Source organism: Commensalibacter sp. A3DC (assembly GCF_047307945.1).
Classification (GTDB): Bacteria; Pseudomonadota; Alphaproteobacteria; order Acetobacterales; family Acetobacteraceae; genus Commensalibacter; species Commensalibacter melissae.
In genome coordinates this window covers 1-25,798 of record NZ_JAXOQA010000026.1, presented here as the reverse complement: position 1 = coordinate 25,798, position 25,798 = coordinate 1, and the positions used below count along the sequence as shown (strand labels likewise).

The window sequence follows — 25,798 nt, the reverse complement described above, 5'->3', positions numbered from 1 at the left end:
ATTGAAGAGAGATTAGTGTTTTGTGGCAAATCACTGCAAACTACTAAATAATATATTTATATATAATTAATTTTTATGGTGCCCAAGGGCGGAATCGAACCACCGACACAGCGATTTTCAGTCGCTTGCTCTACCGACTGAGCTACTTGGGCATCTTGATATTCGCTTTCGGTATTTGACGCGAATCAATGTATACAAAGCATTTACCCTACATTGGGATCAGGATCAAGTCTTTCTTTTATGGAATTTAGCAATTCTTTTTCTTCCTCTTCATTTTGTGGAAGGGATGCAATGCGATAATCCTCGTAAAACCAACGACCTAGATCAATATCGGCGCATCGTTTAGAACAAAATGGTTTGAATTTTTCTTGGGCCGGTTTTTTACAGATAGGACAATGTAACGCAGGTTTATTCATAAGAAAAATCCCATTCTTGAGGTTTAAACGTTAAATCCGCTTTTAGTTGTAGCGATATAGAACATCGTCGTTCAAAATCTTTAATGGCATATTCATCCTTTAGTAATGCCTGATATAAATGGGGATGAAGTTTCAATTTTAAAAGATGATAACGGTAATGGTGATTGACAGAATTGAATTCCAGCATGACCTTCGCAAGGATCTTAACAGCTTTTCCGTGATCCGAGGTTAATAGTTCATGAAGGGGTGGGCGTTTTCTCATTCGAACGATTTCGGCCAATCCCAGGTGCGTAAATCCCAATAATCGGGGGGATAACGGATCATTGGCCAATGCGTCATTGATGTCCTGTTGTAATAAACGTCTTTTTTTGATTGGCAGACCTATTAGATCAATAAAAATTGCACCTGATAGATTACGCAATTTTATTTGATGCAATAATGGTGGCAAAGCGATACGGTTTGCGTCAAATTGCGCCTTTATTTTTGTTTGATTTTCTTGGCTATGGCTTACACTATCCATATCAATAGCGACGAGAGCCGGGGTCGGGGTAATTGATGCTTGAATTCCTTTTGGTAATTTAACGGATGATTCCATTAATGCCTCAATCTGTTCCGATATAATGCTTGGACAGGAGGTCTGCGCAATTTGAACACGATTATGCAACGAACTTGGTATGATATGAATAAGGTGCGGATCATCAATTATGATTGGTGAATTCCCCCAAAATCTTGAAAGATCTTCTAAAGGAGACGGTCCTTGTTGGATCAGATGTATTTCAGTGCTTTTCTGGATATTGATGGATAGGTTTTTGGTATCCAAACGGACATTTTTTCCATTTTGGGCACTTCGTGAGACTTTGACAATTATTTTATCGCCATTGTGCAGATTTTTGGCACCTGCATTATCAGGCAAAAAACCGGATATGTTTTTACCCAGAAGAATAAAGGCTCCACCTAATGCAGGTAAATGGGCGGTAACCCGACCATAGTAAATGTCCCCGAAACCATCAGGAAATCCAGGATACCATAAGGCATAATCTAAGAGAGTGTCATGATGGGTAACGGCAATATGTATTAGACCAGGCGCTGAAATAACCCAGATTTGAGGCATCAGGGGATTAATCCTTGACCGCGTATAAGCTGGGCCGTCTCAAATAATGGAAGACCGACAACATTACTGTAGCTCCCATTTATGGATTTGATAAAACTGGCGGCATAACCCTGAATGGCATAGGATCCAGCCTTGTCTTTCCATTCATCGGTTTCTAAATAAGAAAAGAGTTGTTTATCAGTCAATCGTGAAAAATGCACGATAGTACAGACAAGACGTGAGGAGATCCGTTGTGTCTTTGCATTATACAATATAACAGCTGTATAAACTCTATGTCTTCGACCAGACAGTAAACGTAATTGTTTTTCCGCGATTTTTACATCTTTCGTTTTATTTAAAATACGTCGTCCTGCTGCCGCAACCGTATCAGCGGCTAAAATCATGGGTGATTCAAGAGAGAGTTCCCTGCCAGCCGATAGTTTTTCCTGTGCAAGGCGCTGAACATACTGTCTGGGCAATTCTTTTTTTTGGGGCGTTTCATTAATTCGAGGATGAACGATTTTTTCAGGATTAATGCCGATTTGTTCAAGCAGTTGTAAACGTCTTGGTGATGCGGAGGCCAGTGTAATTGGAAAATCAGAATTTTCCATCAAGAAAGAGGAATGATGCATTATTATTTAAAGCGGAACGTGATGCGACCTTTGGTTAAATCATAAGGGGTCATTTCAACGCTTACGCGATCACCCGCCAAAACACGAATACGGTTCTTGCGCATTTTACCGCTGGTGTGGGCCAAAATAACATGTTCATTATCCAATTTTACACGAAACATTGCGTTCGGCAAAAGTTCAGTAACAGTTCCGTTGAATTCGATCATATCTTCTTTAGACATTTTTAGTATATATATCCTTCAAGTTAAAACAATTAATTTTGTTCTTACCATAACGATGAATATTGAAAAATGTCCAGTTTTATTTATGCAAACTGTCCAAACGGGAGGAAATACTTAAAGCATGTGCGGTTAAACCCTCAGTTTTTGCTATCGCCACTGCAGCAGGTCCCACTTTTTCAATACCCTTTTCATCGCTTTTAAGGAAAGTCGTTCGTTTAAGAAAATTAAAAACCGATAATCCGGATGAAAAACGTGCAGTACGACTGGTTGGCAAAACATGATTGGGACCGCCAACATAATCTCCAATTGCCTCAGGACACCATTTTCCAATGAATATCGTGCCGGCATGTTTGATTTTGCTGAATAGGTCATCTGGATTTTCAAGCATGAGCTCCAGATGTTCAGGGGCAATCCGGTTGATAAGAGGAATGGCTTCTTCCCAGGATTTCACAACAAGAATAGCACCATGATTTTTCCAGCTTGTTTCCGCTATTTCTTTTCGTGAAAGACTTTTCAATTGTTCATTAACAGCTAGCGAAACTTGATGGGCAAATTCCTCATTATCAGTAATAAAGATTGATTGTGCCATGGTATCATGTTCCGCTTGTGCCAAAAGATCCAGGGCGATATGCGTTGGATTATTATGCCGGTCAGCAACAACCACAACCTCGGAGGGGCCTGCGACGCTATCAATTCCGACCAAACCGAAAACCTGTCTTTTTGCTTCGGCGACATAGGCATTGCCAGGACCAACAATATAGTCAACGGATTCAATGGTTTGTGTCCCGAAGGTCAGGGCGGCAATGGCTTGTGCTCCACCAACACGGTAAATTTCGGTAACACCTGCCCTATAAGCCGCAGCCAAGACGAGAGGGTTTAAATGGCCATCCGGGGTCGGGACACACATTGCCAACCGTTTGACTCCAGCAACCTTGGCCGGGATAGCATTCATTAAAACGGATGAAGGATAGGCAGCGGTACCTCCTGGAACATATAATCCGGCGGAATCCATGGCATTCCAGCGATACCCAAGATTAAATCCACAATCATCCCGGTAATCAAGATCGGGAGGCAATTGTTTTTCATGGAATTTTTGAATTCGTTGGGCGGCTAGATCAAGTGCATCAAGCAATTCCGGATCAATTTTCTTGCAGGCTTGCTTTATTTCCTGTTCTGTGATCCGTAATTCCGTAGGAGACAGTAACAAACGGTCAAAGCGTTTGGTATATTCACAAAGTGCATCATCGCCATCATTTTTTACAGCCTGTAGAATCTCTGTTACGGGTTTTGTTGCTTGTGAAGTGTCTGCTGTTCGCGCGGCAAGAAGATTACAGAAAAATGTTTTAAAATCCGGTTGATTTGTTGATATGATTTTCATGATATATCTTCATTGTTTGGAAGGGTGACAAGTTGGCGAAACCGTTCAATTAATGCATTAACGTGGGCAGATTGTGTTTTTAAGGCGGTGCGATTGATGATGAGACGGCTGGAGATTTGTGTAATCGTTTTAATTTCCTGTAGACCATTGGCCCTTAGGGTTGATCCTGTATCGACAAGATCCACAATCAAGCTGGATAATTTCAAGACAGGCGCAAGTTCCATGGCACCATGCAAATTAATGATATCCGCTTGCACGCCTTTACTGGCAAAATAACGTTGGGTGATATTCGGATATTTGGTTGCAACACTTATCTGTGACCAACGCGCAGGGTCTTCCAGATTTTTATTTTTTGTATCCGCTAATTGCGCGATAGATAAACGACAGCGTCCTATATTGAGATCAAGAGGCGCATAAATATCCGAATAATCAAATTCCATCAGGACATCGGAACCACAAACCCCCAGAGAAGCCGTGCCAAAAGCTACAAATGTTGCGACATCGAAAGAACGGACGCGGATAATGTCAAGCCCAGGGTCATTTGTCTTAAAGCGAAGAAGGCGGCTGTCTTTATCAAAGAAAGCGGGTTCTGGTATAATATTGGCTGTTTCAAGAAGAGGGAGACAATCCTTTAGTATCCTTCCTTTAGGAAGGGCTAAAATAAGAGGGTTTGATTTCACGCCAGGTACAGACATTTAAAGTGTAAGCAAAAGTGGATCTGATTATAATAAAATTGTTAAATAATTTAAGGTTTAACTATAATCAGATCATTGGTATAAAACAAGTTCTCTTCTATGAGGAATGAAAATATTATTTAGTCTTGATTCTTTCAATTTGAGCACCGCAGGCAGACAGTTTTTGATCAACTGCTTCATAACCGCGGTCTAGATGATAAATCCTGTTCAGGCTTGTTTCTCCGGCTGCGGCCAGACCGGCTAGGATTAACGAAAACGAAGCCCGTAGATCCGTTGCCATAACAGGCGCGCCGGATAGGGAATGAACACCACGAATAATTGCTGAAGAACCATGAACATTGATTCTTGCACCCATACGGTTCAGTTCTGGGACATGCATGAAACGGTTTTCAAAAATTGTTTCCGTAATCATGCTCGCTCCTTCAGAAATTGAAAGAAGGGCCATGAATTGGGCCTGCATATCCGTCGGAAAACCTGGATAGGGTTCTGTCATGATATCAATGCCTCTTAAATCACCCGTGCGCCGGACAAGAATGGCGTTTTTTTCCGGAAACACTTCTACCCCAGCCTCTTCCAACGCATGAATAACAGATCCCATGGCATGAATGTCGGCTCCGATCAGGCGCAGTTCTCCACCTGTAATACCGGCTGCACAGGCATAGGTACCGCATTCAATTCGATCAAACAGGATGGAATGTTCCGCGCCATGTAAATGATCCACGCCATCAATGATCAGATGACTTGTTCCTTTACCCTCTATTTTTGCACCCATCGCGATCAAGCAGTCGATAAGATCGCAGATTTCAGGTTCACGGGCTGCATTCAGCAGTTCCGTTCTGCCTTTGGCAAGGCAGGCAGCCATGATTGTATTTTCTGTAGCGCCAACAGAAACAAATGGAAATACAAAGCGACCACCACGTAATCCCTTGGGTGCAGTTGCAATAACATATCCCTGATCAATTTCGATTTCAGCGCCCAAGGCTTTGAGTGCATCCAGATGAAGATTAACAGGACGGGTTCCGATTGCACATCCTCCCGGCAGGGAGACCTTGGCCTTACCACAACGTGCAAGAATGGGCCCTAGAACAAGGATAGAAGCCCGCATTTTCGAAACGATATTGTAGGGAGCTTCGGTGTTTGCAATATCCCCTTGAAAAGTGATATGATGTGGATCCTTGTCATTATAAGTGATTGTGAGACCATGTTGTTGCAGAAGTGCGCACATGGTACGTATATCAACAATACTTGGAACATTTTGCAGTGATAAAGGTTCAGGGGTAAGCAAGGCGCATGCCATGATTGGCAAAGCTGCGTTTTTTGCCCCCCCAATGACGATATCACCATATAAGGGTCTGCCCCCACGGATTAAAAAGCGATCCATTCTTTTTTTTTCATTTATAAGCGAGGGGTAGCGACACCCATCTGTTTCATGTATTTGCCATTTTTATCGGCATAACTGACTTCACAAGGTTCACTGCCCTTGAGAAAAAGAAGCTGGCAGATTCCTTCATTCGCGTAAATTTTGGCAGGAAGGGGAGTGGTATTACTGATTTCAATCGTAACCTGCCCCTCCCATTCAGGTTCCAGAGGAGTGACATTTACAATTATGCCACAGCGTGCATATGTTGATTTTCCCAGACAGATGACCAAGATATCTTTTGGAATACGAAAATATTCCACGGTTCTGGCCAGAGCAAAGCTGTTGGGCGGAATCACGCATACATCTGTTTTACGGGTTACAAAGCTGCTTGGCGTAAAATTTTTAGGATCTACAATGGCATTGTCGACATCTGTAAAGATTTTGAACTCGTCTGCAACGCGGGCGTCATATCCGTAAGATGATACACCATAAGAAATTATTCCCTGACGATGCTGTTTATCAGCGAAAGGTTCAATCATTCCTTTTTCTTTAGCCATCTCTTTAATCCAGCGATCAGGCATAATTGGCATAAAGCTACTCCCTACCCTTAATATCTTTGCGTTTTAATTAAATAAATTTGAAATGATAAACAAGTATTTTGTAAACAAACCTTTACAAAAATTATTTTACGTCAGTGGTTCTCGCTCTTTTCTTTCACGCTGTTGCTTTTTTCTGCGTTTTAGATTCTCGCGTAACGCCGCGGCTTCCTTGTCGCGACGTTGAGTTATAGAATCTTTCAAAATTATTTTTTTTGGCTCACTATTCATAATGAATCAATTTACCTAATTTTTTGAAAGAATCAACAAGGCTTATTTTAAATGTTGGACTGCAAAAGCCGCAGCCGCTCCTAAAAGCCCTGGTTGTGGATAGGTCAGAATTTCAACAGGGATATCAGCCAGCATTCTTTCAAAGCGACCCTTATCAACAAACCGTTCTGCAAAACCCGAATGGGGAAGATAATCGGCTATAAGAAGACCGATGCCACCACTAATTACAACACGGTTGGCCAATTGTACCAGAGCCATGTCGGAGCAGAAAGTTCCCAAATTCAGACAAAACCGTTCCAGTGCAGCCGTGGCAAGATGGTCGGTACCCTTTAATGCGGCCTCCCATAAATTGCTATCGCTGTGATGGGTAACAGGCAGTCCGGCATTTGCGCCAAGCGCATCATAGATATTACCCAATCCGGGACCAGAAATGATCCGTTCTGCGGAAACCCTGCGATAATGTTGTTTCAGGTATCTTAAAATACTGATTTCGATATTGTCACAAGGGGCATAAGAGGAATGTCCGCCTTCACTTGGAATAACGGTATATTTGTCTGTATCGAATGCAAGAGAAGCAACTCCCAGTCCTGTTCCAGGACCGACAACTGTGGTTATTCCTTGAGGACTTTCTTTTCTTCTTGGGCCACAAATATGTTTAAGATGGTCCTCTTGACAGTTGGCGATCGCATGTCCAATTGCTTCAAAATCATTTATCAGAACAAGCTTTTCCAGATTTAGCTGTTGGGGAATAAGGGCGGGCCGAATGATCCATGGACTGTTTGAAAATTTGAGAATATCACCTCGAATCGGACAGGCAATTGCCATGGAGGCTTGTTTAGGCAAAGGACGGCCAACCTTTTGTCCAAAGGCATCCCATGCAAGTTGCAAAGTTGCATAATCCGCTGTTTTTAAAATGGTTTCGCTGTCAATGGTAACGACCTGTCCATTTTGTATCTTGGCAATTGCAAAACGTGCATTTGTCCCTCCGATATCTGCAACGACAATTTCAATGGGAGCATCAACAGGAGTGGAGTTATTCTTGGAGTTGGACATAATAAAAATCTCCATTTAAGAGGATTAAAACAAATAATATTAACAATATTTTTGTTCACATAAATTTGAATTTAATTTAAGGATTTTTAATATTTTTTTCAACTTTTTGTTAAATTCGTTAAGGCATTTTTTGGGTAAAGATTAAAAACAATCTCTTTAGACTATTGCGAAGCGGTTGTGCTCGGTAAGGTTAAGTTAATCTCTGGATGTGTTGTTATTATAAGCTGCATAGCTTGATTGACTTGTTTCAGGGATAAAGATTGCGATGAAATGGGTGTGATCAGACGAGCCTTACGTACAGTAACAAGATTATTCACAAATTTTTGTCGGTTTTCCAAATCTATTGTCGCGGAATAATAGCAGTTTTCCTGATCTCTTTTCTGAAGAATGAGATTGATGCCCTGTTTTTCTGTTTTATCATTCAGGTAGAAAATAATTCCCGTATTTGGCCAAAGTGGCGTTACGGCATTGAGTGTGATTTTTTCAGCTGAAAAGGAAATATATAAGATTGGTGCAGCTCGGGACATTCTCTCATTCCACCAGGCAAGTGTCGGTGGATTAGATTGGGGATAATATAACCATTCCCCAAATTTTATGTTTTCGCTGGTTTGCCGGGTTATTTTTCGTGTTTTCAGAGTTTCAGAATATGTTGTCACAGAATAGGATGTTGTAAATAAACTCACACCCAGAACAAATAATTGACATGTTTTTGATAAAGAAATCATGGAATACGTTGCCCTTCATAAATTAATTCTAGAGTAAAGGTTTAAAATCGAAGTTTAAAGCAAAAACTATGATTTGTTCTGGTTTATGTAAATTAAATTTGATCCTTCATCATGGATTGAGCCTTTTGCAAATCCTCCTGAACCTTTTCTTTCAACTTGGGAACGCTTCCTTTAGGACTCATGATGCATAGTCGCCAATTTTTATTTTTATCATGTTGGTCAGGGTCACCGCTTCCCCAGCACCAGCCTTTATCTTTCATCTTTTTTAAATAATCGTTACGTGTTGTACACACTGATTTTCTGGTTGGGCTATTTAATGGTTCTGAGGCGTGATCAATACATTTTTTGACATAATAATCAGCCTGTTGAAAAAGAGGCACTAAATCTGGAGACATCCCGTCAGGAGGGCTAACAGGTTCAGGATTTGTTTTTCTTGTGACTAGGGGAGGGGGGGCTTCCAGATTTTTTTCCTTGATTACATTCATGAAAGAATTCAATGCAGATCGTTCACCATTCATGTCAATTGGAATTGAGGTTGAAATCGAAAGATTCAAAATCATTGGTGAACTGTGTTGCAAAGCATTAATGAATTTTGTGATGTTATCTGTGTAGATAGCGGTAGAATAGGTTACCCAGCCATTATGATCCCTTGTCTTGTTTAGGGTCACGGAAACTTCCCTGATGTTCCAGGTTATATAAGAAAGCTTGAATTCCCGATAAGTATTTTTTTTGGCTGTTACATCAAGGGTTATTCTGTGTTCGGAAGGTGTAATATATAAATTTAAATTGGAAGTTGAATTTCTGTTCCAGTTAAGGGAGGCATGATTTTTACCGACAATCACATTCCAGTCATGAAAATCTTTTTCTTTAATGATGGAATGAATTTCCTCATTTTTTATTGTGGAAGGATAAGTTTTGGGATCGGGGGAGGATGAGGCCGTTGAAATATTGGCAAATGTTGAGAGTGGAAAAAAAGTTAAAAGGTAAAATAATTTACGCATTGGAATACCTGATTGCCTCGAAAAAGAATTAATTGCATTATAATATGAAAGTGGTAAAGCAAAGCAAAGAATATTTTTATTAAATAATGTTTTATAACTTCCATTATTTTATTACAAGTAAGGAACAGTAAGATATAATTCGTATTTTTTCTAAATTGTATTCTGTAAGGATGGTATTGTTAAAGTGAAAGCACAAAGTTTAAAAGATCTGGCGGCACGTTCCCCAGTGACTGAAAATTTATATAATCAGCATGGCTGTAATGATGTCATGACGGCATTTAATATCGCTAATCACTTACATTTATACGGTTTTTTAGAAGAGGCAGCAGCTTTTTATCAAGAGGCGATTAATTATCGTAAATTAGAAGCCGAAGCACATCCACGTGAAGCTATATTATTGCAGGTTAAACTGTTGTGTTTGGTAAAGGCCGGTATAGCTCTGGATGAAAAAGATTGCCAAAGGTTGCATGAGCTTTCCCCATCCTTGATGAATTATATTAGGGGTGTTGAAGAATATAGATGCGGAAAAATTGATGCTTTACAGGCGATAAAGAAAATTGATCATACTTTTGAACAATTTCATACAGGTGAAGAAATTGATGCTATTAATGTTGGTTTAATTCATGATGCATTGAAATCTGATATTTTCCCTGAGAGAATGGTTAAGAATAAGATTCCTCAATCTATTTTTTTTTACTGGGATCAGAATTTACCGGAGGATGTTAAGGAAAACATTGAGCATCATCAGAAGTTCCAGCATTTTAAAGTAGAGGTTTTTGACAGGGATAGGGCTTGTGAATGGTTATATGGCTATTACGGGCGTGATGCCAGGGAACTTTTTCTAAAATCCAGACATCCTGCAGAGGCTGCGGATATTTTGCGCGTTCATGTCATTAATCTATTGGGTGGGTTTTGGGTAGATGCGGATTTGAAAATTGTTTCTGAAAATCAGTTTATTGAAATGATTCCGGCAAATTATGATGCGGTTTTTTTTCTGACTGAGGGAAATTTTGTTCATAATGATCTTTTTGGAGCCCAACCGCATAACGTTTTTTTAGAAGATTGTTTGTTGTCTATCTATCACAATTGTTATAAATATGATGGTTTATTTATTTCTTATAAAACAGGTCCGGGTGTTTTTATGAGAGCATTAAATAGAATTTATTCGCGTTGTATAAAAGAAAGAAAATGGAAATATCCTTCTTTGAAAATTATGGATTCTTCATTTTTTTCCAAATTAACTGAACAATATCCAGTTGCATACAAACAAAAAGGGACTTGGAGTTCAGTTTGATAGTCAATAGTGGTCTCATATTTGAAATATTAAGCAATTTTAGAATTGAATATATAATTAAGGTAAAGTTAAAATTATGACTGATGATATGAATTTGGATGTTGGTTATGAGGAGATTTTATCTGTTTGTCCCCAAGCTTTGGATGTTTTCAAACATCATGGGGCAAAAGATTTAAATCCCTTGTTTGATATTGCAAACATTCTCTCGACAAATCATTTTTATTCCGAGGCAGCTTTTTTCTATAAAATAGCGTTTGATACCCATTCCAAAAGTCCAACCCAATATCCATTGGCTCATGTTTTACTTATGGCCCGTCAGGTTGCTTTACTGAAAGCAAGTCTGCCGTTAAAGCAGGAAGAACTTGAACAGTTAAAAAATCTATGTATTCCTTTATATAATTTTGTGGTTGGATGGAAACAATATAGAGAAAACAATGATGCTTTTAATGCCATTCAAATTATGCAAAATTGTTATGAGGAATTTCATACCGGTGAGGAAGCCGATACAATCTATCTTACAATTATGATGAATATCTTTAATCCTGCATCATCGATAGGGATTAAAAATAGAGAAGTGGGTAGGGCCGATTTTAGTGTTATTCCCAATAATTTATTTTTATATTGGGATCAGAATCCTCCGGAGGAAATAAGTAATAATTTTCAATTTCTAAAAGAACTTGGTCATTTTAACCTAAAAATTTTTGATAAGGCGGAAGCAACAGAGTGGTTATATCAAAATTATGGTGTTGAAGCACGGCAAATCTTTCTTTCTGCTCGTCATCCAGCTGAAGCGGCGGATTTTTTAAGAGTTCACGTTATTAACTATTATGGTGGCTGGTGGCTGGATGCTGATATTCAGATTCAATCTGTTGAAAAATTTTACTCAATAACTCCTGCTATTTATGATCATGTATTCTTTTTAACGCATAATAATGTTGTTCATAATGACTTTTTTGGTTCTGTTGCAAAAAGTCCTATTCTAGAAGAATGTATGTTGAGTCTTTACCGGAATAGTTATTTGCATCAGGGTTTATTCATTGCCTACAAGACAGGCCCAGGAGTGTTCGCGCGTGCACTGAACCGTCATTTTTATCGTGCTTTGCGTGGAGAGGCAAAATATCCATCCTGTATATTATTGGATCATCAAAAATTTGCCGAGGTTATAAGGGAGTTTGATACACCTTATAAAGGAACAACTACAAGCTGGATGGCTGTTTGAAGAACAGTTGATTGTTTATCAAAATTCAATGACAATGGGGGCGTGGTCAGAAGGTTGGGTTTTGGCTCGTTCCTCTTTATCAATCCAGCAATTTTTTAATTGTTCAGTTATTTTTGCTGACAATAGAACGTGGTCAATTCGAAGACCTGCATTTCGTTGCCATGCAGCTTTGGTGTAATCCCAAAAACTATATTCGATTGTATCAGGATGGAGAATGCGAAATGCATCCGACAGACCCAACCATAAAAGCGTATAAAAACCCTTTCGGCTTTCCGGACGGATCAATGCGTCATCGGAAGAAAGTATATTGGTGGTTAAATCACTGTCGGTGGGGCAAATGTTGAAATCACCTGCAAAAATACAGTTTTGTTTGTCGTTCAATAAGGATTGGGCATGTTTGATTAATGCATTGATAAAATCCATTTTGAATTGAAATCCCTCTTCGCCGCCGGAATTACCATTTGGCAAATATAGATTGCAGAGATGAATTCCTCGACTCTCAATCTCGAGATATCGAGCATGGTCTTTTGTATTCTGTAGATCAGGTAAATCCGTATGAAGCAATTTATAGGGATGGCGGCTTAAGGTGGCAACCCCGTTATAGGCTTTTTGTCCATGTACGATAACATGATAGCCTAAGGCTTTAAAACTTTCCGATGGAAACTGTGCGTTCTGGCATTTGATTTCCTGTAAAAAGAGCCAGTCAGGTTGTTCTTTTTGAAGCCATTTTTGAACATGGGAAAGTCTTTGGCGAATAGAGTTAACATTCCAGCTAGCAAGCTTCATCAGGATAATCCTTGGTATGAAAAGATACAAATTGAATTCCAGTCAAATTAATCTCATTATATCTTGATGGCAAGGGTGGACAGATTATCCTTTTCGTCTTTAAGCTTTGATTTTTTGTGATTGGAAAAAAGTAAAATTCCGGATGATTGAATTATGTAAAATCGAAAGTGCTGTATTTTAATCTAACACATATATGATTGTAGTCATTGAATTTTGGCCGTATTTTAAAATAAATTGAGAGCTATATACTATTACAATTTTATAATGATATAATTAGAATAATAAATGATCAGGATAATTTAAATTGATTATGTTGGATAAATTTAGGCGTGGCAATCATGAATCTAGCACCTTATGCCGTTCAGGAAAAAACAGCTCGGGGACGATTTTATCCTGAATCGGAGGCACAAGGTCGTAACCCCTGGCAAAGAGATCGGGATCGTGTAATCCATTCTACAGCTTTCCGTGTATTGCAATATAAGACACAGGTTTTTATCAATCACGAGGGTGATTTTTTTCGAACTCGTTTAACGCATTCGTTAGAGGTTGCGCAAATTGCCTGTTCTGTTGCTCGCGCTTTGAAATTAAATGTGGATTTGACAGAATGTTTGGCGCTGGCACATGATTTGGGACATTCACCCTTTGGACATGCTGGAGAAAGGGCTCTGGCAAAGATGATGCGGGATTATAACGGTTTCAGTCATAATGACCAGTCATTAAGACAGGTAACGTTATTGGAGCAACAATATATTGCCTTTAATGGACTCAATTTGACTTGGGAAAGTTTAGAGGGATTAGCCAAACATAATGGGCCGGTTGACAATCCCGACCCTTATTTAGAACGGATTAATCGGTCATATCCCTTGGATTTGTTCAATTATGCATCAGCGGAAGCCCAAATAGCATCAATTTCCGATGATATTGCCTATCATAGCCATGATTTGGATGATGGTTTACGTGCGGGATTGATAGAATTTAAAGATTTGGAAGATCTTCCCGTTGTTGGAGAGGCTTTATATGAAGCAAGAAAACAAATGGAGCAATGTAAATTTAAGGATAGTCTTCAAAAGCGTTTGAGATATGAAGTAATAAGACGGGTTATCGATTGTCTGGTTCGTGATTTGAAAAAACAGACTGCTGATAACTTAAGCGGTTTGAACCCGAAGACGCCAGAGGATATCAGAAATTGTACATATGGGATCGTGCAATTTAGTCCTAAAATTATGGAAGGCAATCAAAAAATTCGTAAATTCTTGTATCAGAATTTATATTCGCATTGGCGTGTCAATCGTATGAGTCGAAAGGGGGAATTGTTGGTTCAGCATTTATTCGAGATTTTATCTGAAAATGTTGATTTGTTACCCAAAAAATGGCAAATACGTGCCTTGGAGGCAGGAAAAAGAAAACAGAAATCAGGTATTTTACGGGTTATTACGGATTATATTGCTGGTATGACAGATCGTTATGCAATAGAAGAGTATCAAAGACTGACCGATTTATCTATTTTGTCGTAAAAATCTAAATAATTTGTTGGATGGTTCAAAGTCTTGTTTAGGGTATGGTCAATTTTATTTTCAGTATTGCTGAATAATTGGGTATGGATAAGGTGTTTATAAAGAAAGATAATTTTTGTATGGCTGAGCAGAATTTATATGTTTCCTTTTATCATTGTGTTATAAAGGCCTTGCGACAAATTTTACCTGATTTGTCAGAAGATTTGATAAAAAGAATTGAATTGACACCTACACGTGATGTTTCACATGGGGATATGGCGACGAATGCAGCCTTGATTACGGCAAAAATTGCCAAGCGTCGGCCACAGGAAATTGCCAAGGAATTGGCTGAACGCCTTCAATTTGTTTCTGGTATTGAAAAGGCTGAACCTGCTGGGCCGGGATTTGTGAATTTGAAATTGGCCCCTTCTGTTTTTCAAAATCTTGTTTCAACGATTTTGCAGATACAGGAAGCGTATGGAAACAGTCAGATTGGAAATAATATCAAAACCAACATTGAATATGTATCTGCCAATCCGACAGGACCAATGCATGTAGGTCACTGTCGTGGCGCGGTCGTTGGGGATGTGTTGGCCAATTTGATGGCTAAGGCTGGTTTTGACGTTACCAAGGAATATTATATCAATGATGCAGGTAATCAGGTTGTTGCATTAACATGGGCAGCCTATTGGCGTTATGTTCAGGTTCTTGAAGGAGATTGTTCCCCGACTGATTTTGAAGAGCGTTACAAGGCGTACATGCCAACTGGTTTACAATACCAAGGAGATTATCTTATTCCAGTTGGACAGGATCTTGCTCAGCAATATGGTAAGACATTATTGAAGGGCATAGAACAAAAACCGTTTCCAGCATGGTTTGAAAAAGTTAAACAGTGCGTTTTGACTCACATGATGCATGATATCCGTCAAGATCTGAAAGCTTTAGGTGTTTTGCAGGAAGAATTCATCTCAGAACGTGCAATTCTTGAATCTGGTATAGCCGATCAGGCAATTCGGATATTGGAAAAAAAGGGACTGGTGTATACAGGTATACTGGAGCCTCCCAAAGGGAAATTGCCAGATGATTGGGAGGCTCGTCCACAAACACTTTTTAAATCAACGGCTTATGGTGACGACGTGGATCGTCCCTTACGGAAATCTGATGGCAGTGCAACATATTTTGCTAATGATATAGGTTATCATTATGATAAAATAAAAAGAGGTTATCAGATTCTATTGGATGTATGGGGTGCAGATCACGGTGGATATGTTTCCCGTATGAATGCGGCAGTAAAAGCTCTAAGTCCAGTGGATGTGTCAACTGATTTTGAAGTTATTTTATGTCAGATCGTTCGAGTTGTTCGTAATGGTGAGGTTGTAAGGATGTCCAAACGGGCAGGCACTTTTGTAACATTACGCGATCTGATCGATGAAGTTGGAAAAGACGCGGTGCGGTTTACCATGTTAACACGTAAATCTGATGCGCAAATGAATTTCGATCTTGAACAGGTTGTTGCTCAAACCCGTGACAATCCTGTTTTTTATGTTCAATATGCGCATGCAAGATGCCGTTCCGTTTTGCGTTCTGCTGAAGAGATTTTTGGTCAAGAGCGATTAATGGCCTCCGATCTGGCAAAAGCGGATCTGTCGAATATCAGAAATGAAGAGGAATTAGCGGTTATGCGGCGACTTGCACAATGGCCCCGTACAGTTGAAAGTGCCGCCTTGATGCGTGAACCACATCGTATTGCCTATTATTTGATGGAGCTTGCATCAGATTTTCATGCATTGTGGAATGCCGGACGGGATGATGCGACTTTACGCTTTATCCAAAAAGGTGATGTTCATGGCACGTTGGCCAGAATGGCGTTGATTGAAGCTATTGCAAGTGTAATTCGTTCTGCTATGCAGGTCTTGGGAATAGAACCAGTTGAGGAAATGAGATGATGGATCAAAATTCACCTGAACCCCCTAGAAAAAGATCATTTTTTGATGATGATTCCATGGAAGCCTCTCGTTCAGGTCAGGGCAGAGAGAATATGATACGTGGACAAGACCCGCGTATGAATCCTGCCCGTGAAGATGATGGACGATTGTCTCCACGTCAAAATCGTCCTGATCCAAATGGCAGGGAAAGAATGGCATCACGTTATCATGAAGAAGACGATGAAGAAGACGAATATGATGAGGATTATGATCGTCGCGGACAGCCACGTTTCGCATTTATGCAGAATTTATTTCATGGAGATTCCTCGACACGTCGATTAGCCTATGCCGCAGCGGGAATTGGCGGTATTTTATTGCTTTTCATTGGAGGGTGGATGATGTCTCATACGGGACATCAGGGTATTCCCGTTTTTGAACCGCCTCAAATTGCTGCCAAGGAAAAACCTTTACCGGAAAACAACACAGAAACTATTGGTATGGATAAGGCTGAAGGTCAAATGAAAGCGAATGGAAAACCTGTTCTTGCGCCTGGACCTGAACAGGCTGACCCATCGGCATTAGCTGCACAATATGGAACAGGCAATTCAACAGCCTCTAATAATCAGACTCCCGCAATGACCAATATGAATGGCAATGTTATGGATAATGGAGTATCGTCTCCCAATAATGTACCTTTGGTTGCAGCTCCATCGACGGCAACGTCATCAATGGGTAATGACTTGCCAGAGAATAAAAACAAAAAGCAGGCACAATCAAAGGAAGATGAGGGTAATGTCTCTGATGAACAATCGGATGAGGCAGAAAAATCTGTTGCGCCTGTTCCTTCAAAAAAACCTATTCGGCATCATCGTCAAGATAACGGTAAAAAAGTCCCTTCTGTAAAATTGGAAGAAAAACGCGTAGGAAATGGTCATTTTATTGTGCAGTTGGCTGCATTAGGGTCAAATGCTGCAGCACAAAAACAATGGCAGGTCATGCGCAAAAAAGCTCCAGAGTTATTGGGGCAATATTCTCCCACCATTCAAAAGGCTAATGTTAAGGGTAATACGATTTATCGAATAAGAATTAAGGGTTTTACCTCCAAGACTCAGGCAAATAGTTTTTGTAGCCAATTGAAAACGAAAAGTCTTTCTTGCACGTTGGCCAATTTTTAATTTGGTTTTCATAAATCTGGTATAATAATGCGGCAATCGGATCTTGTTCATGAGACGGAAATGGAAAATCATTCTTCTTCATGGAATGATGAGACTTTCATTGTTCGGCTTGATGGATTTGAAGGGCCGTTGGATATGTTGTTGCAATTGGCTAAAACCCAAAAAGTTGATTTAACTCAGATATCAATTTTGCCACTGGTTGAGCAATATCTACAAATTATTGAATCTGCAAAAAAAATAAGATTGGAGTTGGCAGCCGACTGGTTGGTTATGGCGAGTTGGTTGGCATGGTTGAAATCATGTCTGTTATTGCCGCAAAAAACTGATCATTTTGGCGATACTGAACAGGCGGTTGATTTACTTCAAGAACGTTTGCAAGGGCTGGAACAAATCAATAAAGCGGCATTGTGGATGCAGGAGCGACCTTTATTGGGGAGCGAGGTTTTTGCCAGGGGATATTATGAAGATCTTACTTCAGTGGATTCCTCTGGATTGATATTGGATAGTGCACGTTTTATTGACGCATATATTCGGATATTCCATCGTAAAAATAAAAAAAGGGAGTGGCGAATTCGATCGTTTCATTTTTGGACGGTCAAAGATGCTCTAAATCGTTTGAAACGTTTACTCAAATCTCATCATGTACCTGGATGGCATGCGTTGGATGCTTTTCTACCCTGTTGGGAGGCGGTTAATAAAAAGGATCAATCACCTGTCCAACAACAGCAACAATGGAAAGCTGCCTGGTGCGGAATGTTGCTGGCCGGATTGGAACTGGCAAAGCTTGGTGAAATAAAGCTTGATCAGCAAGAGCAGTTTGGTCAAATTCGATTGCAATCACGAAATGACGGCCAATCCTATCATAAAAATTTGGAAGCGGAATGAAAACGGACTTGGAAGATTTAAAAGGGTTGATCGAAGCATATATATTTTCGCAAACGGAACCTGTTTCAGAACAATCAATTGAATCTTTGCTGGAAAAAAATTCAATAAATTTAAATCCTGAAGGAAAGGCAACTGTTAGCATCCTTGACATTATTCATTCACTTCAAGAGGATTATGCGTATCGTGGCATTCGTTTATGTAAAGTTGCCGGTGGATGGCAATTTCGGACAGCTCAGGAATGGACGGCATATCTGGTAAAAATCATTGCCAGGCCAAAGCGTTTATCTCGTGCAACAATGGAAACTTTGGCCGTCGTTGCTTATCATCAGCCTTGCACTCGGACAGATATCGAAAAAATTCGAGGGGTCGGTTTAAGCCAAACTGTTTTGGAAACTTTATTGGAATATGGTCTTATCAAACCTTGTGGACATAAATCTGTACCAGGACGACCAACTTTATGGAAAACATCCAAAGAATTTTTAACTTATTTGGGGTTAAATGATTTAAATGATTTGCCAAAAAAAGAGGAGTTATTTGGAGATATTCCGTACCATTCTTTAAATGATGAATAAATAAGTGGTAATATCTTTGCTAAACAAATCATATAAAACCAAATCATGATGCATATTATGGAAATAGAGGGGGCAATATAAAGCATGTTTGATTTTTCTTGGGCAGAACTGATATTGATTGGGATTGTCAGCATGATATTTATAGGACCAAAAGATTTTCCAAAAATTGTCCATTGGTTTAGTGACGTAGTGAAAAAATGCAGGGGCATGGCACGTGAATTCCATAGTCAGGTGGATGAGATGGTTAAGGATCCAGACCTTAAGGAAGCCAAAGATCAGTTGATGAAATTACGTCGTATGAATATTAAAAGTGCAATATTGGATGTAATCGATCGAGATAGAACACTTCAGGAGAATTTGAATTCCCCCCTAAATCAAACATCTATTCAATCTCCGAAACCTTATGAAATTCCTTTTTCAAATAAAGAGCCTGAGATTATTCCCGAATATTCAGCGTCAACCGATCATAAGGAACCTGATCTGGAAGCTTTGGCAAAAAAAGATCCAGCTCCAATTTTTTTTCCTCCTGCAATTGCGCAGCGTTTACAGGTTAAAAGATCGGCTCCACCTGTTCCAGCGATGATTCCACCACAAATTGTCAATTACAGGGAACAGAGATGGCCATGAATATTCCCGAAGAAGAGTTGATCAATGATAAATCAATGTCTCTGATGGAACATTTTATTGAGTTACGTCGTCGAATGATTGTCTGTCTGGCAACTTTTTTGATTGCTTTTGGGTTTTGTTATTACTATTCGGAACAAATCTATATGTTCTTGGCCCACCCCTTGGCGCAAGCCATGCGACAACAGGGAGAACAACCCCATCTTATTTATACGGCCTTATATGAGGCATTTTTCACTTATATCAAGTTGGCATTTTTCGGTGCAATTTTTTGTTCATTTCCTATGTTTGCCATTCAAGCATGGATATATATCGCCCCGGGATTATATCGAAATGAAAAAAGGATTTTTGCGCCTTTTTTGGTTGCAACACCGATTTTGTTTTTACTGGGTGCAGCGCTCGCTTATTTCTTTGTCTTTCCTTTTGCATGGAAATTCTTTTTATCATTTCAGGTTGGGGGGGATCATAATATGCATATTGAATTGCAAGCCAAGGTTTCCGAATATCTTTCGTTAGTTATGCGGTTAATCATGGCTTTTGGTATTGCATTTGAGCTTCCTGTCATGTTGACATTGATGGCAAAAATAGGTTTTGTGACTTCATTAAAGTTAAAGAAATTCAGAAGATATGCATATGTTATTGCTTTTGTAATTGCTGCAGTTCTTACACCTCCCGATGTAATTACACAAACTTCCTTGGCTATCCCTTTAATTATTTTATATGAGATTTCAATTTTATCTGCCCGAATGGTGGAACCCAAACCAGAAAAGGAATTATTATAATGCATGATTTTCGTGCTCTGCGTTCTGATCCTGTGGCTTTTGATAACGATTTGGCCCGTCGTGGATTATCCGCAGTTAGTCAGACATTATTATCGTATGATGAGGAACGGCGCTCATATTTGAATGAGCTGCATCAAAAACAAGCTGATCGAAATAATATTTCAAAACAAATTGGTCAGTTAAAACGGAATAAAGAAAACAGTTCCGTTTTGGAAGCGCAAGCCATAAGGTTGCGTCAGGAAATAGATTCATTGCAGACGCGTGCGGATAAACTGGATCAACAAATTTTTGAGGTTCTGGCAAGTTTGCCTAATCGTTTGGCTGTGGAGGTTCCGACGGGAAAAGATGAAACTGAAAATGTTGTTGTACATTATTGGGGAAAAATACGTGAATTTGGTTTTACTCCATTGCAGCATTTCGAGTTGGGCGAAAAATCAGGGTTGATGGATTTTAATGCAGCTACCAAGTTAGCGGGCGCACGGTTCAGCATTTTACGTGGAGCGTTGGCAAGACTTGATCGTGCCCTGGGACAATTTATGCTGGATTTTCATACAACTGAACATGATTACGAGGAATATGTCGTTCCATTACTAGTTAATGAACAGACCATGTTTAACACGGATAAATTGCCTAAATTCGGGGATCAGTCTTTTTGTACAAAAGATGAGCGTTGGCTAATTCCAACAGCAGAGGTCCCTCTGACAGGAATACAGGCAGGTGAAATAATCAATTATGATCAATTACCTGTTCGCAGAACTGCTTTAACCGCCTGCTTCCGAAGTGAAGCAGGAGCTGCTGGTCGTGATACAAGGGGATTAATTCGACAGCACCAATTTTATAAGGTTGAAATGGTCAGTGTGACCGCACCTGAAGAAAGTGAAAAAGAGCATGAGCGGATGACCCGTTGTGCCGAAATGGTTCTTGAAAAATTGGAATTACCCTATCGTCGTGTCTTGTTATGTTCTGGTGATACTGGATTTGGGGCAGCAAAAACCTGGGATCTGGAAGTTTGGCTGCCAGGCCAACAAGCCTGGCGCGAAATTTCATCTTGTTCCAATACACGTGATTTTCAGGCGCGTCGCATGAATGCTCGCTATCGCCCACAACCTGAAGAGGGTAGAAAAACGCCTCCGGTATTTCTGCATACTTTAAATGGATCTGGTGTTGCAGTTGGACGGGCTTTGGTTGCTGTTATGGAAAACTATCAAAATGAGGATGGTTCAATATCTATTCCTGAAGTGCTTCGATCTTATATGGGTGGTATTGAAAAAATCGGATAATGAAATATAACAAAAGGGGATAAAATTCACCCCCTTTTGTTTTTGGACTGTCAAATTGTAAAAAGAAAAAAGTGTTATCCACTGGATAATTTGGCCGTTAAATCCTCTATAAATTGCCAGGCAACACGGCCATTTCTGGCACCACGAGTAACTGACCATTCGTTGGCCTGTGCTATGAGATCCTCTTTTGAAATGGGTAATTTTCTTGCTTTTGCATATTCTGTTACAATCTGATCAAATAAATCTTTGGAACAATTATGAAATCCGATCCATAATCCAAAACGATCAGAAAGAGATACTTTTTCCTCAATGGCTTCAGAAGGATTAATGGCGGAAGAGGATTCGTTTTCAATCATATTTCTTGGCATTAGATGTCTACGATTGCTTGTGGCGTAAAATAACACATTTTCTGGGCGTCCGGCAATTCCACCATCTAATACGGATTTGAGCGCTTTATAATCACGGTCTTCTGATTCAAAGGAAAGGTCATCTGAAAAAATGATGAATTTGTAAGACAGAGGTTTCAATAACCGTAAAAGAATGGGCAGGGAGTAGATATCATCCCTGGGAATTTCAATAATTTTCAAAAGAGGGCAAATGGTTGATAGTTTGCTGTTTACTTCATGATAAACCGATTTGATCAATGAAGATTTTCCCGTTCCCCTTGCCCCCCATAAAAGAACGTTATTGGCGGGAAGATTTTTGGCAAAATGATATGTATTCAGAAAAAGTGTTTCTTTTTGGTTTTCGATACCTTGTAACAGATGAAAGTCGATAAAAGACATGTTCTGAATGGGTGTCAATTCATTATTCTGGGCGGACCAGATAAAACAGTTATGTTTATCAATATTTTCAATTTTTGGCTGAGGAGGGGCAAGTCTCTCTAGGGAAATCGCGATACGTTCCAGTAAGGGGATAAGGGATTGAGTCATCTTTTTTCCGGTTTTCATGATCTTGTAGTATGCGAGATACTTTATATAGTGTATGAAGGTGCCTATAATGATAGATGATCAATATACGTAATGTGAATAAGATAGGAAAGCAGTTTGATGATCAATTTTATGGATTTATTTATTACTCCTGCCTATGCACAAAGTGCAGGTGGTGGTGGAGGTGGTACTGCCACAATCATGAGTTTACTGCCTTTTATTGGAATATTTCTGGTATTTTATTTTATTGTTATTATGCCGCAGCAAAAAAAAGCCAAGCAAGTTCGTGAAAAAATGAAAGCATTGCGACGGGGTGATAAAATTGTAACCGCGGGTGGTATTGTTGGTAAAATTGTACGTAACCAGGAAGATTCAGATCAAATGGAAGTGGAAATTGCGTCAAATGTTCGAGTAATGGTTGTTCGTAGTACTGTTACGACTATTTTGGAAAGTAAGGCCCAAACAGAAAATACCCAATCCAAGATAAAAAACCAAGGTAAAAAAGAAGCCAAAGAAAATAAGGCTGTTACATTGGATAAAGCTGATGAAACGGTAAAAGCGGAATAAAAAACCGGCGGAATGCCGGTTTCCTTGATACAGTTTATTTTGCGTTTATTTGGGCTTCTGCAAAATCATAATTTGCGAGATTATTAAGGAAATTATCCACAAAATCAGGGCGGCGATTACGGAAATCAATATAATATGCATGTTCCCATACATCAATGGTTAATAGAGGCTTTCCCTGGCCCTCGGAAATCGGGTTTTTACCATTTGGTGTTTTGGTAACGATTAATTTATTGTCAGAAGTCAAAACCAGCCAAGCCCATCCCGAGCCAAATTGCGTGGTAGCGGCCTTTTTGAATTCAGCTTTGAAATTTTCAACTGAACCAAAATTTTTACGGATTAACTCTTCAAATGCAGGAGACATTGAACCACCATCAGGACTTAGGGAATTCCAGAATAAAGAATGGTTGTAATGTTGACCTGCATTATTCAAAACAGGTGTTAAGGATTCATCCTTTGCTGCCGTTACAATTAATTCTTCTAATGATTTCCCTTCAAGTGCAGGGTTTGCTTTGATAAGATCATTCAGGGTATTAACATATGCTTGATGATGCTTGTCATGGTGAAATTGCATGGTTTCTTCGCTCATTCCTGAACGAGCCAGAGCATTATAGGGAAAGGGAAGTTGTGGTAATTCAAAAGACATTTGGTTCCTCGATATATTGCAATAATTTTAAAAAATTATATAAGACCTTTTTGGTTCTTAATTCTCTTATATAGAGATTATGCGGAATTTTACAGAGATTAATTGATAAATTTTTTAGGCACATCTCCTTCATAAATTATATATATCTTTTGGAAATGATTAAAGAAAAATCTAAACCCCTTTCTTTTTGCGGCCAATATATAAGGAAGTCTGATCCAGATCACTTCTTTTGCGCGCTTTTTATGCCTTCTGATTTACGAGAACAATATTTTCGTTTATTGGCATTTTATACCGAGATTACTCGGGCCGTGACCCTATCCTCTTCATGGGATGTGGCAGGGCCAATGGCGGGTTATATCCGTTTGCAATGGTGGCGGGACTTGTTGGCAAACAAATCCGACCGGGATCATGAAATTGCGCCTTATATCAAGGATTCTCTGGATCGAAATTTGTTTTCTGCTGAAGATCTTTTAAAAATCATTTCCGCTCGCGAAGAAGAATTGGAGGGTATAAAAAATTGGAATCATTGGGGTTCGATAATGGTGCGGTCTGTTGGACAAATTCAGCGGATTCTTGCAAATCTTTTTAAAATAAGAGAATTACCGTTGGTTGAAGCGGTGATTGCAGCGGGTATTGCCAGTGAAACCGTTCATATTTCAAAAAATTTACCGAATATATTTAGAAAAGGGCGTTGTCCTTTGCCAGCAGAGATAATTCATGATTTCTCGTTACAGCGGTCAGAAAACGGAATTAGCGTAACATCATCAGAACTTAATGCAATCCGTGATATTTTAATAGAAAAGGCATATTTTTATATGCGAAGAAGCGAGAAGGCTTGTTTGTTAGAGCGTCAATACAGATCCGTTATTTTACCTGTTATTTTGGCCAAACGGGATCTACACAGGTTTGAACAATGGGATCATTTGTCCCGGAAACGTGGAATTGGAGACAAGTTGTCCGTTTTAAAGGCAAATTATTCGGTTAAATTGAAAATAAGCGAGACTTAGAAAGATAATTTTTTATAAAAAAGGTTCATTATAAAATTAATGAACCTTAAAAATAATGGATATTAGAGATTATAAAGCAGAAAATAATAAGATTATCCAGGTTGTCCTGTTCCTCCCACAATTCCCCAGCTTTGCCCTGTTACATAAGATGATTCAGTAGAGGCAAGTGTAACATACAAGGGAGCGATTTCTGCAGGTTGCCCAGGTCGTTTAAAAGGACTTTCACCACCAAAGTTGGGAATAGCTGATTGGGGTTGAGCCCCGCAAATTTGTAGGGGGGTCCAGAAAGGTCCTGGATCAACACAGTTGACACGTATTCCTTTGGGAAGAAGCTGTTTGGCCATTGATTTGGTAAAGTTGCTGATACCTGCTTTGGACATGCCATAATCCACCAGAATTTCTGGAGGCATATATGATACGAGTGAAGAGGTGGTGATGATGGAACTGCCAGGTGGCAAATGTGGAATGGCAGCTTTGGTGATCCAGAAAAGTGCATAAAGATTGGTTTTCATTGTCCAATCAAATTCTTCTGTTGTTATATCAGTCAGTTGTTCAGAATATTTTTGTCTTCCAGCCACATGGGCAAGAATATCTATTTGACCCAATTTGGCTACAGCATCTGCAACAAGTTTTTTACAGAAATCCTCATTCCGGATATCACCGGGTAATGCAACAGCCTTACGTCCGGCTTTTTGTATAAGATCGATGACCTCCTTTGCATCAGGTTCTTCTTGTGGTAGATAATTGATGGCAACATCCGCTCCTTCACGTGCAAAGGCTATAGCGGCAGCGCGTCCAATACCGGAATCACCTCCTGTAACTAGTGCGTGTCGTCCTTTTAAACGTCCGCTTCCCTGATATGTTTTTTCTCCGCAATCAGGAACAGGTTGCATCTTGGACTGTAAACCAGGCCAAGGTTGTGGCTGTTTAGAAAAGGGAGGCGTTGGGTATAGGGACATTGGGTTTTTTAGAGGAGGGACAGATTTATTTTCAACATGTTCAGGCATGGCATGAATACTCCTGTTTGTCGCTAAAGCGGCAGCTCCAACAGCGACACCGGTAAGGACTTGGCGACGAGAGTTGGTATGAAATACGGAAGGATTCGCATTATTCTCAGACTTTTCTTTTTCAGACATATTTATCACCTAAAGAAATTTGAGAAATATAAAATAATAAATTAATAATTAAATTTTATTACTTGGATAAGTTTATTAATTAT

28 protein-coding genes and 1 tRNA gene are annotated in these 25,798 nt (G+C 39.5%); 12 read left to right on the top strand and 17 right to left on the bottom strand.

Annotated elements, in window-relative coordinates; translation table 11 throughout:
• Nucleotides 1-76 precede the first annotated feature (76 nt).
• The 13 genes from U0839_RS04590 to U0839_RS04530 form a co-directional block, all read right to left on the bottom strand.
• Nucleotides 77-152: transfer RNA gene (locus tag U0839_RS04590), tRNA-Phe, on the bottom strand.
• A gap of 51 nt (nucleotides 153-203) precedes the next feature.
• Nucleotides 204-416, bottom strand: coding sequence for a DNA gyrase inhibitor YacG (locus U0839_RS04585; RefSeq protein WP_122122959.1), 213 nt, complete (start codon nucleotides 414-416; stop codon nucleotides 204-206).
• Complete coding sequence (locus tag U0839_RS04580) at nucleotides 409-1,527, bottom strand: ribonuclease E/G (protein WP_155564944.1); 1,119 nt, start codon at nucleotides 1,525-1,527, stop codon at nucleotides 409-411. The genes U0839_RS04585 and U0839_RS04580 overlap by 8 nt, the downstream gene beginning before the upstream one ends.
• Nucleotides 1,527-2,138: a Maf family protein gene (locus tag U0839_RS04575; RefSeq protein WP_122122961.1), complete on the bottom strand. Its 612-nt coding sequence runs from the start codon at nucleotides 2,136-2,138 to the stop codon at nucleotides 1,527-1,529. Before U0839_RS04575 ends, U0839_RS04580 begins: the two co-directional genes overlap by 1 nt.
• A 2-nt stretch (nucleotides 2,139-2,140) precedes the next feature.
• Nucleotides 2,141-2,359, bottom strand: coding sequence for a translation initiation factor IF-1 (gene infA, locus U0839_RS04570; RefSeq protein ID WP_110439346.1), 219 nt, complete (start codon nucleotides 2,357-2,359; stop codon nucleotides 2,141-2,143).
• Between the two features lie 79 nt (nucleotides 2,360-2,438).
• Complete coding sequence (gene hisD / locus U0839_RS04565; RefSeq protein ID WP_122122962.1) at nucleotides 2,439-3,737, bottom strand: histidinol dehydrogenase; 1,299 nt, start codon at nucleotides 3,735-3,737, stop codon at nucleotides 2,439-2,441.
• On the bottom strand, nucleotides 3,734-4,432 hold the full coding sequence (gene hisG / locus U0839_RS04560) for an ATP phosphoribosyltransferase (RefSeq protein WP_110439348.1): 699 nt from the start codon (nucleotides 4,430-4,432) through the stop codon (nucleotides 3,734-3,736). Before hisG ends, hisD begins: the two co-directional genes overlap by 4 nt.
• 115 nt (nucleotides 4,433-4,547) lie before the next feature.
• Complete coding sequence (gene murA, locus U0839_RS04555; protein ID WP_155564945.1) at nucleotides 4,548-5,813, bottom strand: UDP-N-acetylglucosamine 1-carboxyvinyltransferase; 1,266 nt, start codon at nucleotides 5,811-5,813, stop codon at nucleotides 4,548-4,550.
• A gap of 14 nt (nucleotides 5,814-5,827) precedes the next feature.
• The gene (gene dcd / locus U0839_RS04550; protein ID WP_110439350.1) at nucleotides 5,828-6,382 is read right to left on the bottom strand and encodes a dCTP deaminase; all 555 of its coding nucleotides are present in this window, start codon (nucleotides 6,380-6,382) and stop codon (nucleotides 5,828-5,830) included.
• 96 nt (nucleotides 6,383-6,478) lie between these two features.
• Nucleotides 6,479-6,619 (bottom strand): hypothetical protein, encoded by a 141-nt coding sequence (locus U0839_RS04545; RefSeq protein ID WP_196424823.1) that lies wholly within the window; start codon nucleotides 6,617-6,619, stop codon nucleotides 6,479-6,481.
• 42 nt (nucleotides 6,620-6,661) lie between these two features.
• Complete coding sequence (gene glk, locus U0839_RS04540) at nucleotides 6,662-7,672, bottom strand: glucokinase (protein ID WP_155564946.1); 1,011 nt, start codon at nucleotides 7,670-7,672, stop codon at nucleotides 6,662-6,664.
• Between the two features lie 161 nt (nucleotides 7,673-7,833).
• Nucleotides 7,834-8,397 (bottom strand): hypothetical protein, encoded by a 564-nt coding sequence (locus tag U0839_RS04535; RefSeq protein WP_155564947.1) that lies wholly within the window; start codon nucleotides 8,395-8,397, stop codon nucleotides 7,834-7,836.
• 92 nt (nucleotides 8,398-8,489) lie between these two features.
• Complete coding sequence (locus tag U0839_RS04530; RefSeq protein WP_155564948.1) at nucleotides 8,490-9,398, bottom strand: hypothetical protein; 909 nt, start codon at nucleotides 9,396-9,398, stop codon at nucleotides 8,490-8,492.
• A gap of 184 nt (nucleotides 9,399-9,582) precedes the next feature.
• Here U0839_RS04530 and U0839_RS04525 point away from each other — a divergent pair, with 184 nt between their 5' ends.
• Together U0839_RS04525 and U0839_RS04520 are read left to right on the top strand one after the other, a co-directional pair.
• Nucleotides 9,583-10,692, top strand: a complete 1,110-nt coding sequence (locus U0839_RS04525; protein WP_155564949.1) for a hypothetical protein — start codon at nucleotides 9,583-9,585, stop codon at nucleotides 10,690-10,692.
• A gap of 76 nt (nucleotides 10,693-10,768) precedes the next feature.
• Nucleotides 10,769-11,911, top strand: coding sequence for a hypothetical protein (locus U0839_RS04520; RefSeq protein WP_122122969.1), 1,143 nt, complete (start codon nucleotides 10,769-10,771; stop codon nucleotides 11,909-11,911).
• Between the two features lie 18 nt (nucleotides 11,912-11,929).
• On the opposite strand, the gene xth is transcribed toward U0839_RS04520, so the two are convergent.
• A complete protein-coding gene (gene xth, locus U0839_RS04515) occupies nucleotides 11,930-12,697 on the bottom strand; it encodes an exodeoxyribonuclease III (protein ID WP_155564950.1) in 768 nt (255 codons plus the stop codon).
• Between the two features lie 338 nt (nucleotides 12,698-13,035).
• On the opposite strand from xth, the gene U0839_RS04510 reads away from it, so the two are divergent.
• From U0839_RS04510 to serS, 8 genes are all read left to right on the top strand, one after another.
• Nucleotides 13,036-14,211 carry a deoxyguanosinetriphosphate triphosphohydrolase gene (locus U0839_RS04510; protein ID WP_155564951.1) on the top strand — a complete coding sequence of 392 codons (1,176 nt, stop codon included), beginning with the start codon at nucleotides 13,036-13,038 and terminating at the stop codon, nucleotides 14,209-14,211.
• Nucleotides 14,212-14,330: 119 nt separating this feature from the next.
• Nucleotides 14,331-16,136, top strand: a complete 1,806-nt coding sequence (argS, locus tag U0839_RS04505; protein WP_413550164.1) for an arginine--tRNA ligase — start codon at nucleotides 14,331-14,333, stop codon at nucleotides 16,134-16,136.
• Entirely contained in the window at nucleotides 16,133-17,290 is a 1,158-nt protein-coding gene (locus U0839_RS04500; RefSeq protein ID WP_155564953.1) for an SPOR domain-containing protein, read from the top strand. Before argS ends, U0839_RS04500 begins: the two co-directional genes overlap by 4 nt.
• A gap of 27 nt (nucleotides 17,291-17,317) precedes the next feature.
• The gene (locus tag U0839_RS04495; protein WP_230882722.1) at nucleotides 17,318-18,175 is read left to right on the top strand and encodes a segregation and condensation protein A; all 858 of its coding nucleotides are present in this window, start codon (nucleotides 17,318-17,320) and stop codon (nucleotides 18,173-18,175) included.
• Nucleotides 18,172-18,747 (top strand): SMC-Scp complex subunit ScpB, encoded by a 576-nt coding sequence (gene scpB, locus U0839_RS04490; protein ID WP_110439360.1) that lies wholly within the window; start codon nucleotides 18,172-18,174, stop codon nucleotides 18,745-18,747. Before U0839_RS04495 ends, scpB begins: the two co-directional genes overlap by 4 nt.
• An 84-nt stretch (nucleotides 18,748-18,831) precedes the next feature.
• Nucleotides 18,832-19,374 carry a Sec-independent protein translocase protein TatB gene (tatB, locus tag U0839_RS04485; RefSeq protein ID WP_155564954.1) on the top strand — a complete coding sequence of 181 codons (543 nt, stop codon included), beginning with the start codon at nucleotides 18,832-18,834 and terminating at the stop codon, nucleotides 19,372-19,374.
• Nucleotides 19,371-20,153: a twin-arginine translocase subunit TatC gene (gene tatC, locus U0839_RS04480; RefSeq protein ID WP_155564955.1), complete on the top strand. Its 783-nt coding sequence runs from the start codon at nucleotides 19,371-19,373 to the stop codon at nucleotides 20,151-20,153. Before tatB ends, tatC begins: the two co-directional genes overlap by 4 nt.
• Nucleotides 20,153-21,433, top strand: coding sequence for a serine--tRNA ligase (gene serS, locus U0839_RS04475; protein WP_155564956.1), 1,281 nt, complete (start codon nucleotides 20,153-20,155; stop codon nucleotides 21,431-21,433). The genes tatC and serS overlap by 1 nt, the downstream gene beginning before the upstream one ends.
• 74 nt (nucleotides 21,434-21,507) lie before the next feature.
• On the opposite strand, the gene U0839_RS04470 is transcribed toward serS, so the two are convergent.
• A complete protein-coding gene (locus U0839_RS04470; RefSeq protein ID WP_155564957.1) occupies nucleotides 21,508-22,365 on the bottom strand; it encodes an ATP-binding protein in 858 nt (285 codons plus the stop codon).
• A gap of 117 nt (nucleotides 22,366-22,482) precedes the next feature.
• Here U0839_RS04470 and yajC point away from each other — a divergent pair, with 117 nt between their 5' ends.
• Nucleotides 22,483-22,929: a preprotein translocase subunit YajC gene (gene yajC / locus U0839_RS04465; RefSeq protein ID WP_155564958.1), complete on the top strand. Its 447-nt coding sequence runs from the start codon at nucleotides 22,483-22,485 to the stop codon at nucleotides 22,927-22,929.
• 34 nt (nucleotides 22,930-22,963) lie between these two features.
• Here the strand turns inward: yajC and U0839_RS04460 are convergent, their stop codons facing one another.
• Complete coding sequence (locus tag U0839_RS04460; RefSeq protein ID WP_110439365.1) at nucleotides 22,964-23,572, bottom strand: superoxide dismutase; 609 nt, start codon at nucleotides 23,570-23,572, stop codon at nucleotides 22,964-22,966.
• A gap of 155 nt (nucleotides 23,573-23,727) precedes the next feature.
• Here U0839_RS04460 and U0839_RS04455 point away from each other — a divergent pair, with 155 nt between their 5' ends.
• Nucleotides 23,728-24,579 (top strand): squalene/phytoene synthase family protein, encoded by an 852-nt coding sequence (locus U0839_RS04455; RefSeq protein WP_413550163.1) that lies wholly within the window; start codon nucleotides 23,728-23,730, stop codon nucleotides 24,577-24,579.
• A 92-nt stretch (nucleotides 24,580-24,671) separates the two neighbouring features.
• Here U0839_RS04455 and U0839_RS04450 read toward each other — a convergent pair whose 3' ends face one another.
• A complete protein-coding gene (locus U0839_RS04450; RefSeq protein WP_413550162.1) occupies nucleotides 24,672-25,715 on the bottom strand; it encodes an SDR family oxidoreductase in 1,044 nt (347 codons plus the stop codon).
• Nucleotides 25,716-25,798: the final 83 nt, after the last annotated feature.

Coding starts and splice junctions, on each gene's coding strand:
- hisG (WP_110439348.1), bottom strand. CDS start 4,432: ATGTCTGTACCTGGCGTGAAATCAAACCCTCTTATTTTAGCCCTTCCT.
- U0839_RS04530 (WP_155564948.1), bottom strand. CDS start 9,398: ATGCGTAAATTATTTTACCTTTTAACTTTTTTTCCACTCTCAACATTT.
- tatB (WP_155564954.1), top strand. CDS start 18,832: ATGTTTGATTTTTCTTGGGCAGAACTGATATTGATTGGGATTGTCAGC.
- U0839_RS04585 (WP_122122959.1), bottom strand. CDS start 416: ATGAATAAACCTGCGTTACATTGTCCTATCTGTAAAAAACCGGCCCAA.
- U0839_RS04510 (WP_155564951.1), top strand. CDS start 13,036: ATGAATCTAGCACCTTATGCCGTTCAGGAAAAAACAGCTCGGGGACGA.
- U0839_RS04450 (WP_413550162.1), bottom strand. CDS start 25,715: ATGTCTGAAAAAGAAAAGTCTGAGAATAATGCGAATCCTTCCGTATTT.
- U0839_RS04460 (WP_110439365.1), bottom strand. CDS start 23,572: ATGTCTTTTGAATTACCACAACTTCCCTTTCCCTATAATGCTCTGGCT.
- U0839_RS04495 (WP_230882722.1), top strand. CDS start 17,318: ATGCGGCAATCGGATCTTGTTCATGAGACGGAAATGGAAAATCATTCT.
- serS (WP_155564956.1), top strand. CDS start 20,153: ATGCATGATTTTCGTGCTCTGCGTTCTGATCCTGTGGCTTTTGATAAC.
- xth (WP_155564950.1), bottom strand. CDS start 12,697: ATGAAGCTTGCTAGCTGGAATGTTAACTCTATTCGCCAAAGACTTTCC.
- U0839_RS04535 (WP_155564947.1), bottom strand. CDS start 8,397: ATGATTTCTTTATCAAAAACATGTCAATTATTTGTTCTGGGTGTGAGT.
- tatC (WP_155564955.1), top strand. CDS start 19,371: ATGAATATTCCCGAAGAAGAGTTGATCAATGATAAATCAATGTCTCTG.
- argS (WP_413550164.1), top strand. CDS start 14,331: ATGGCTGAGCAGAATTTATATGTTTCCTTTTATCATTGTGTTATAAAG.
- glk (WP_155564946.1), bottom strand. CDS start 7,672: ATGTCCAACTCCAAGAATAACTCCACTCCTGTTGATGCTCCCATTGAA.
- hisD (WP_122122962.1), bottom strand. CDS start 3,737: ATGAAAATCATATCAACAAATCAACCGGATTTTAAAACATTTTTCTGT.
- yajC (WP_155564958.1), top strand. CDS start 22,483: ATGATCAATTTTATGGATTTATTTATTACTCCTGCCTATGCACAAAGT.
- dcd (WP_110439350.1), bottom strand. CDS start 6,382: ATGCCAATTATGCCTGATCGCTGGATTAAAGAGATGGCTAAAGAAAAA.
- U0839_RS04575 (WP_122122961.1), bottom strand. CDS start 2,138: ATGCATCATTCCTCTTTCTTGATGGAAAATTCTGATTTTCCAATTACA.
- murA (WP_155564945.1), bottom strand. CDS start 5,813: ATGGATCGCTTTTTAATCCGTGGGGGCAGACCCTTATATGGTGATATC.
- scpB (WP_110439360.1), top strand. CDS start 18,172: ATGAAAACGGACTTGGAAGATTTAAAAGGGTTGATCGAAGCATATATA.
- U0839_RS04580 (WP_155564944.1), bottom strand. CDS start 1,527: ATGCCTCAAATCTGGGTTATTTCAGCGCCTGGTCTAATACATATTGCC.
- U0839_RS04455 (WP_413550163.1), top strand. CDS start 23,728: ATGATTAAAGAAAAATCTAAACCCCTTTCTTTTTGCGGCCAATATATA.
- infA (WP_110439346.1), bottom strand. CDS start 2,359: ATGTCTAAAGAAGATATGATCGAATTCAACGGAACTGTTACTGAACTT.
- U0839_RS04500 (WP_155564953.1), top strand. CDS start 16,133: ATGATGGATCAAAATTCACCTGAACCCCCTAGAAAAAGATCATTTTTT.
- U0839_RS04470 (WP_155564957.1), bottom strand. CDS start 22,365: ATGACTCAATCCCTTATCCCCTTACTGGAACGTATCGCGATTTCCCTA.
- U0839_RS04520 (WP_122122969.1), top strand. CDS start 10,769: ATGACTGATGATATGAATTTGGATGTTGGTTATGAGGAGATTTTATCT.
- U0839_RS04545 (WP_196424823.1), bottom strand. CDS start 6,619: ATGAATAGTGAGCCAAAAAAAATAATTTTGAAAGATTCTATAACTCAA.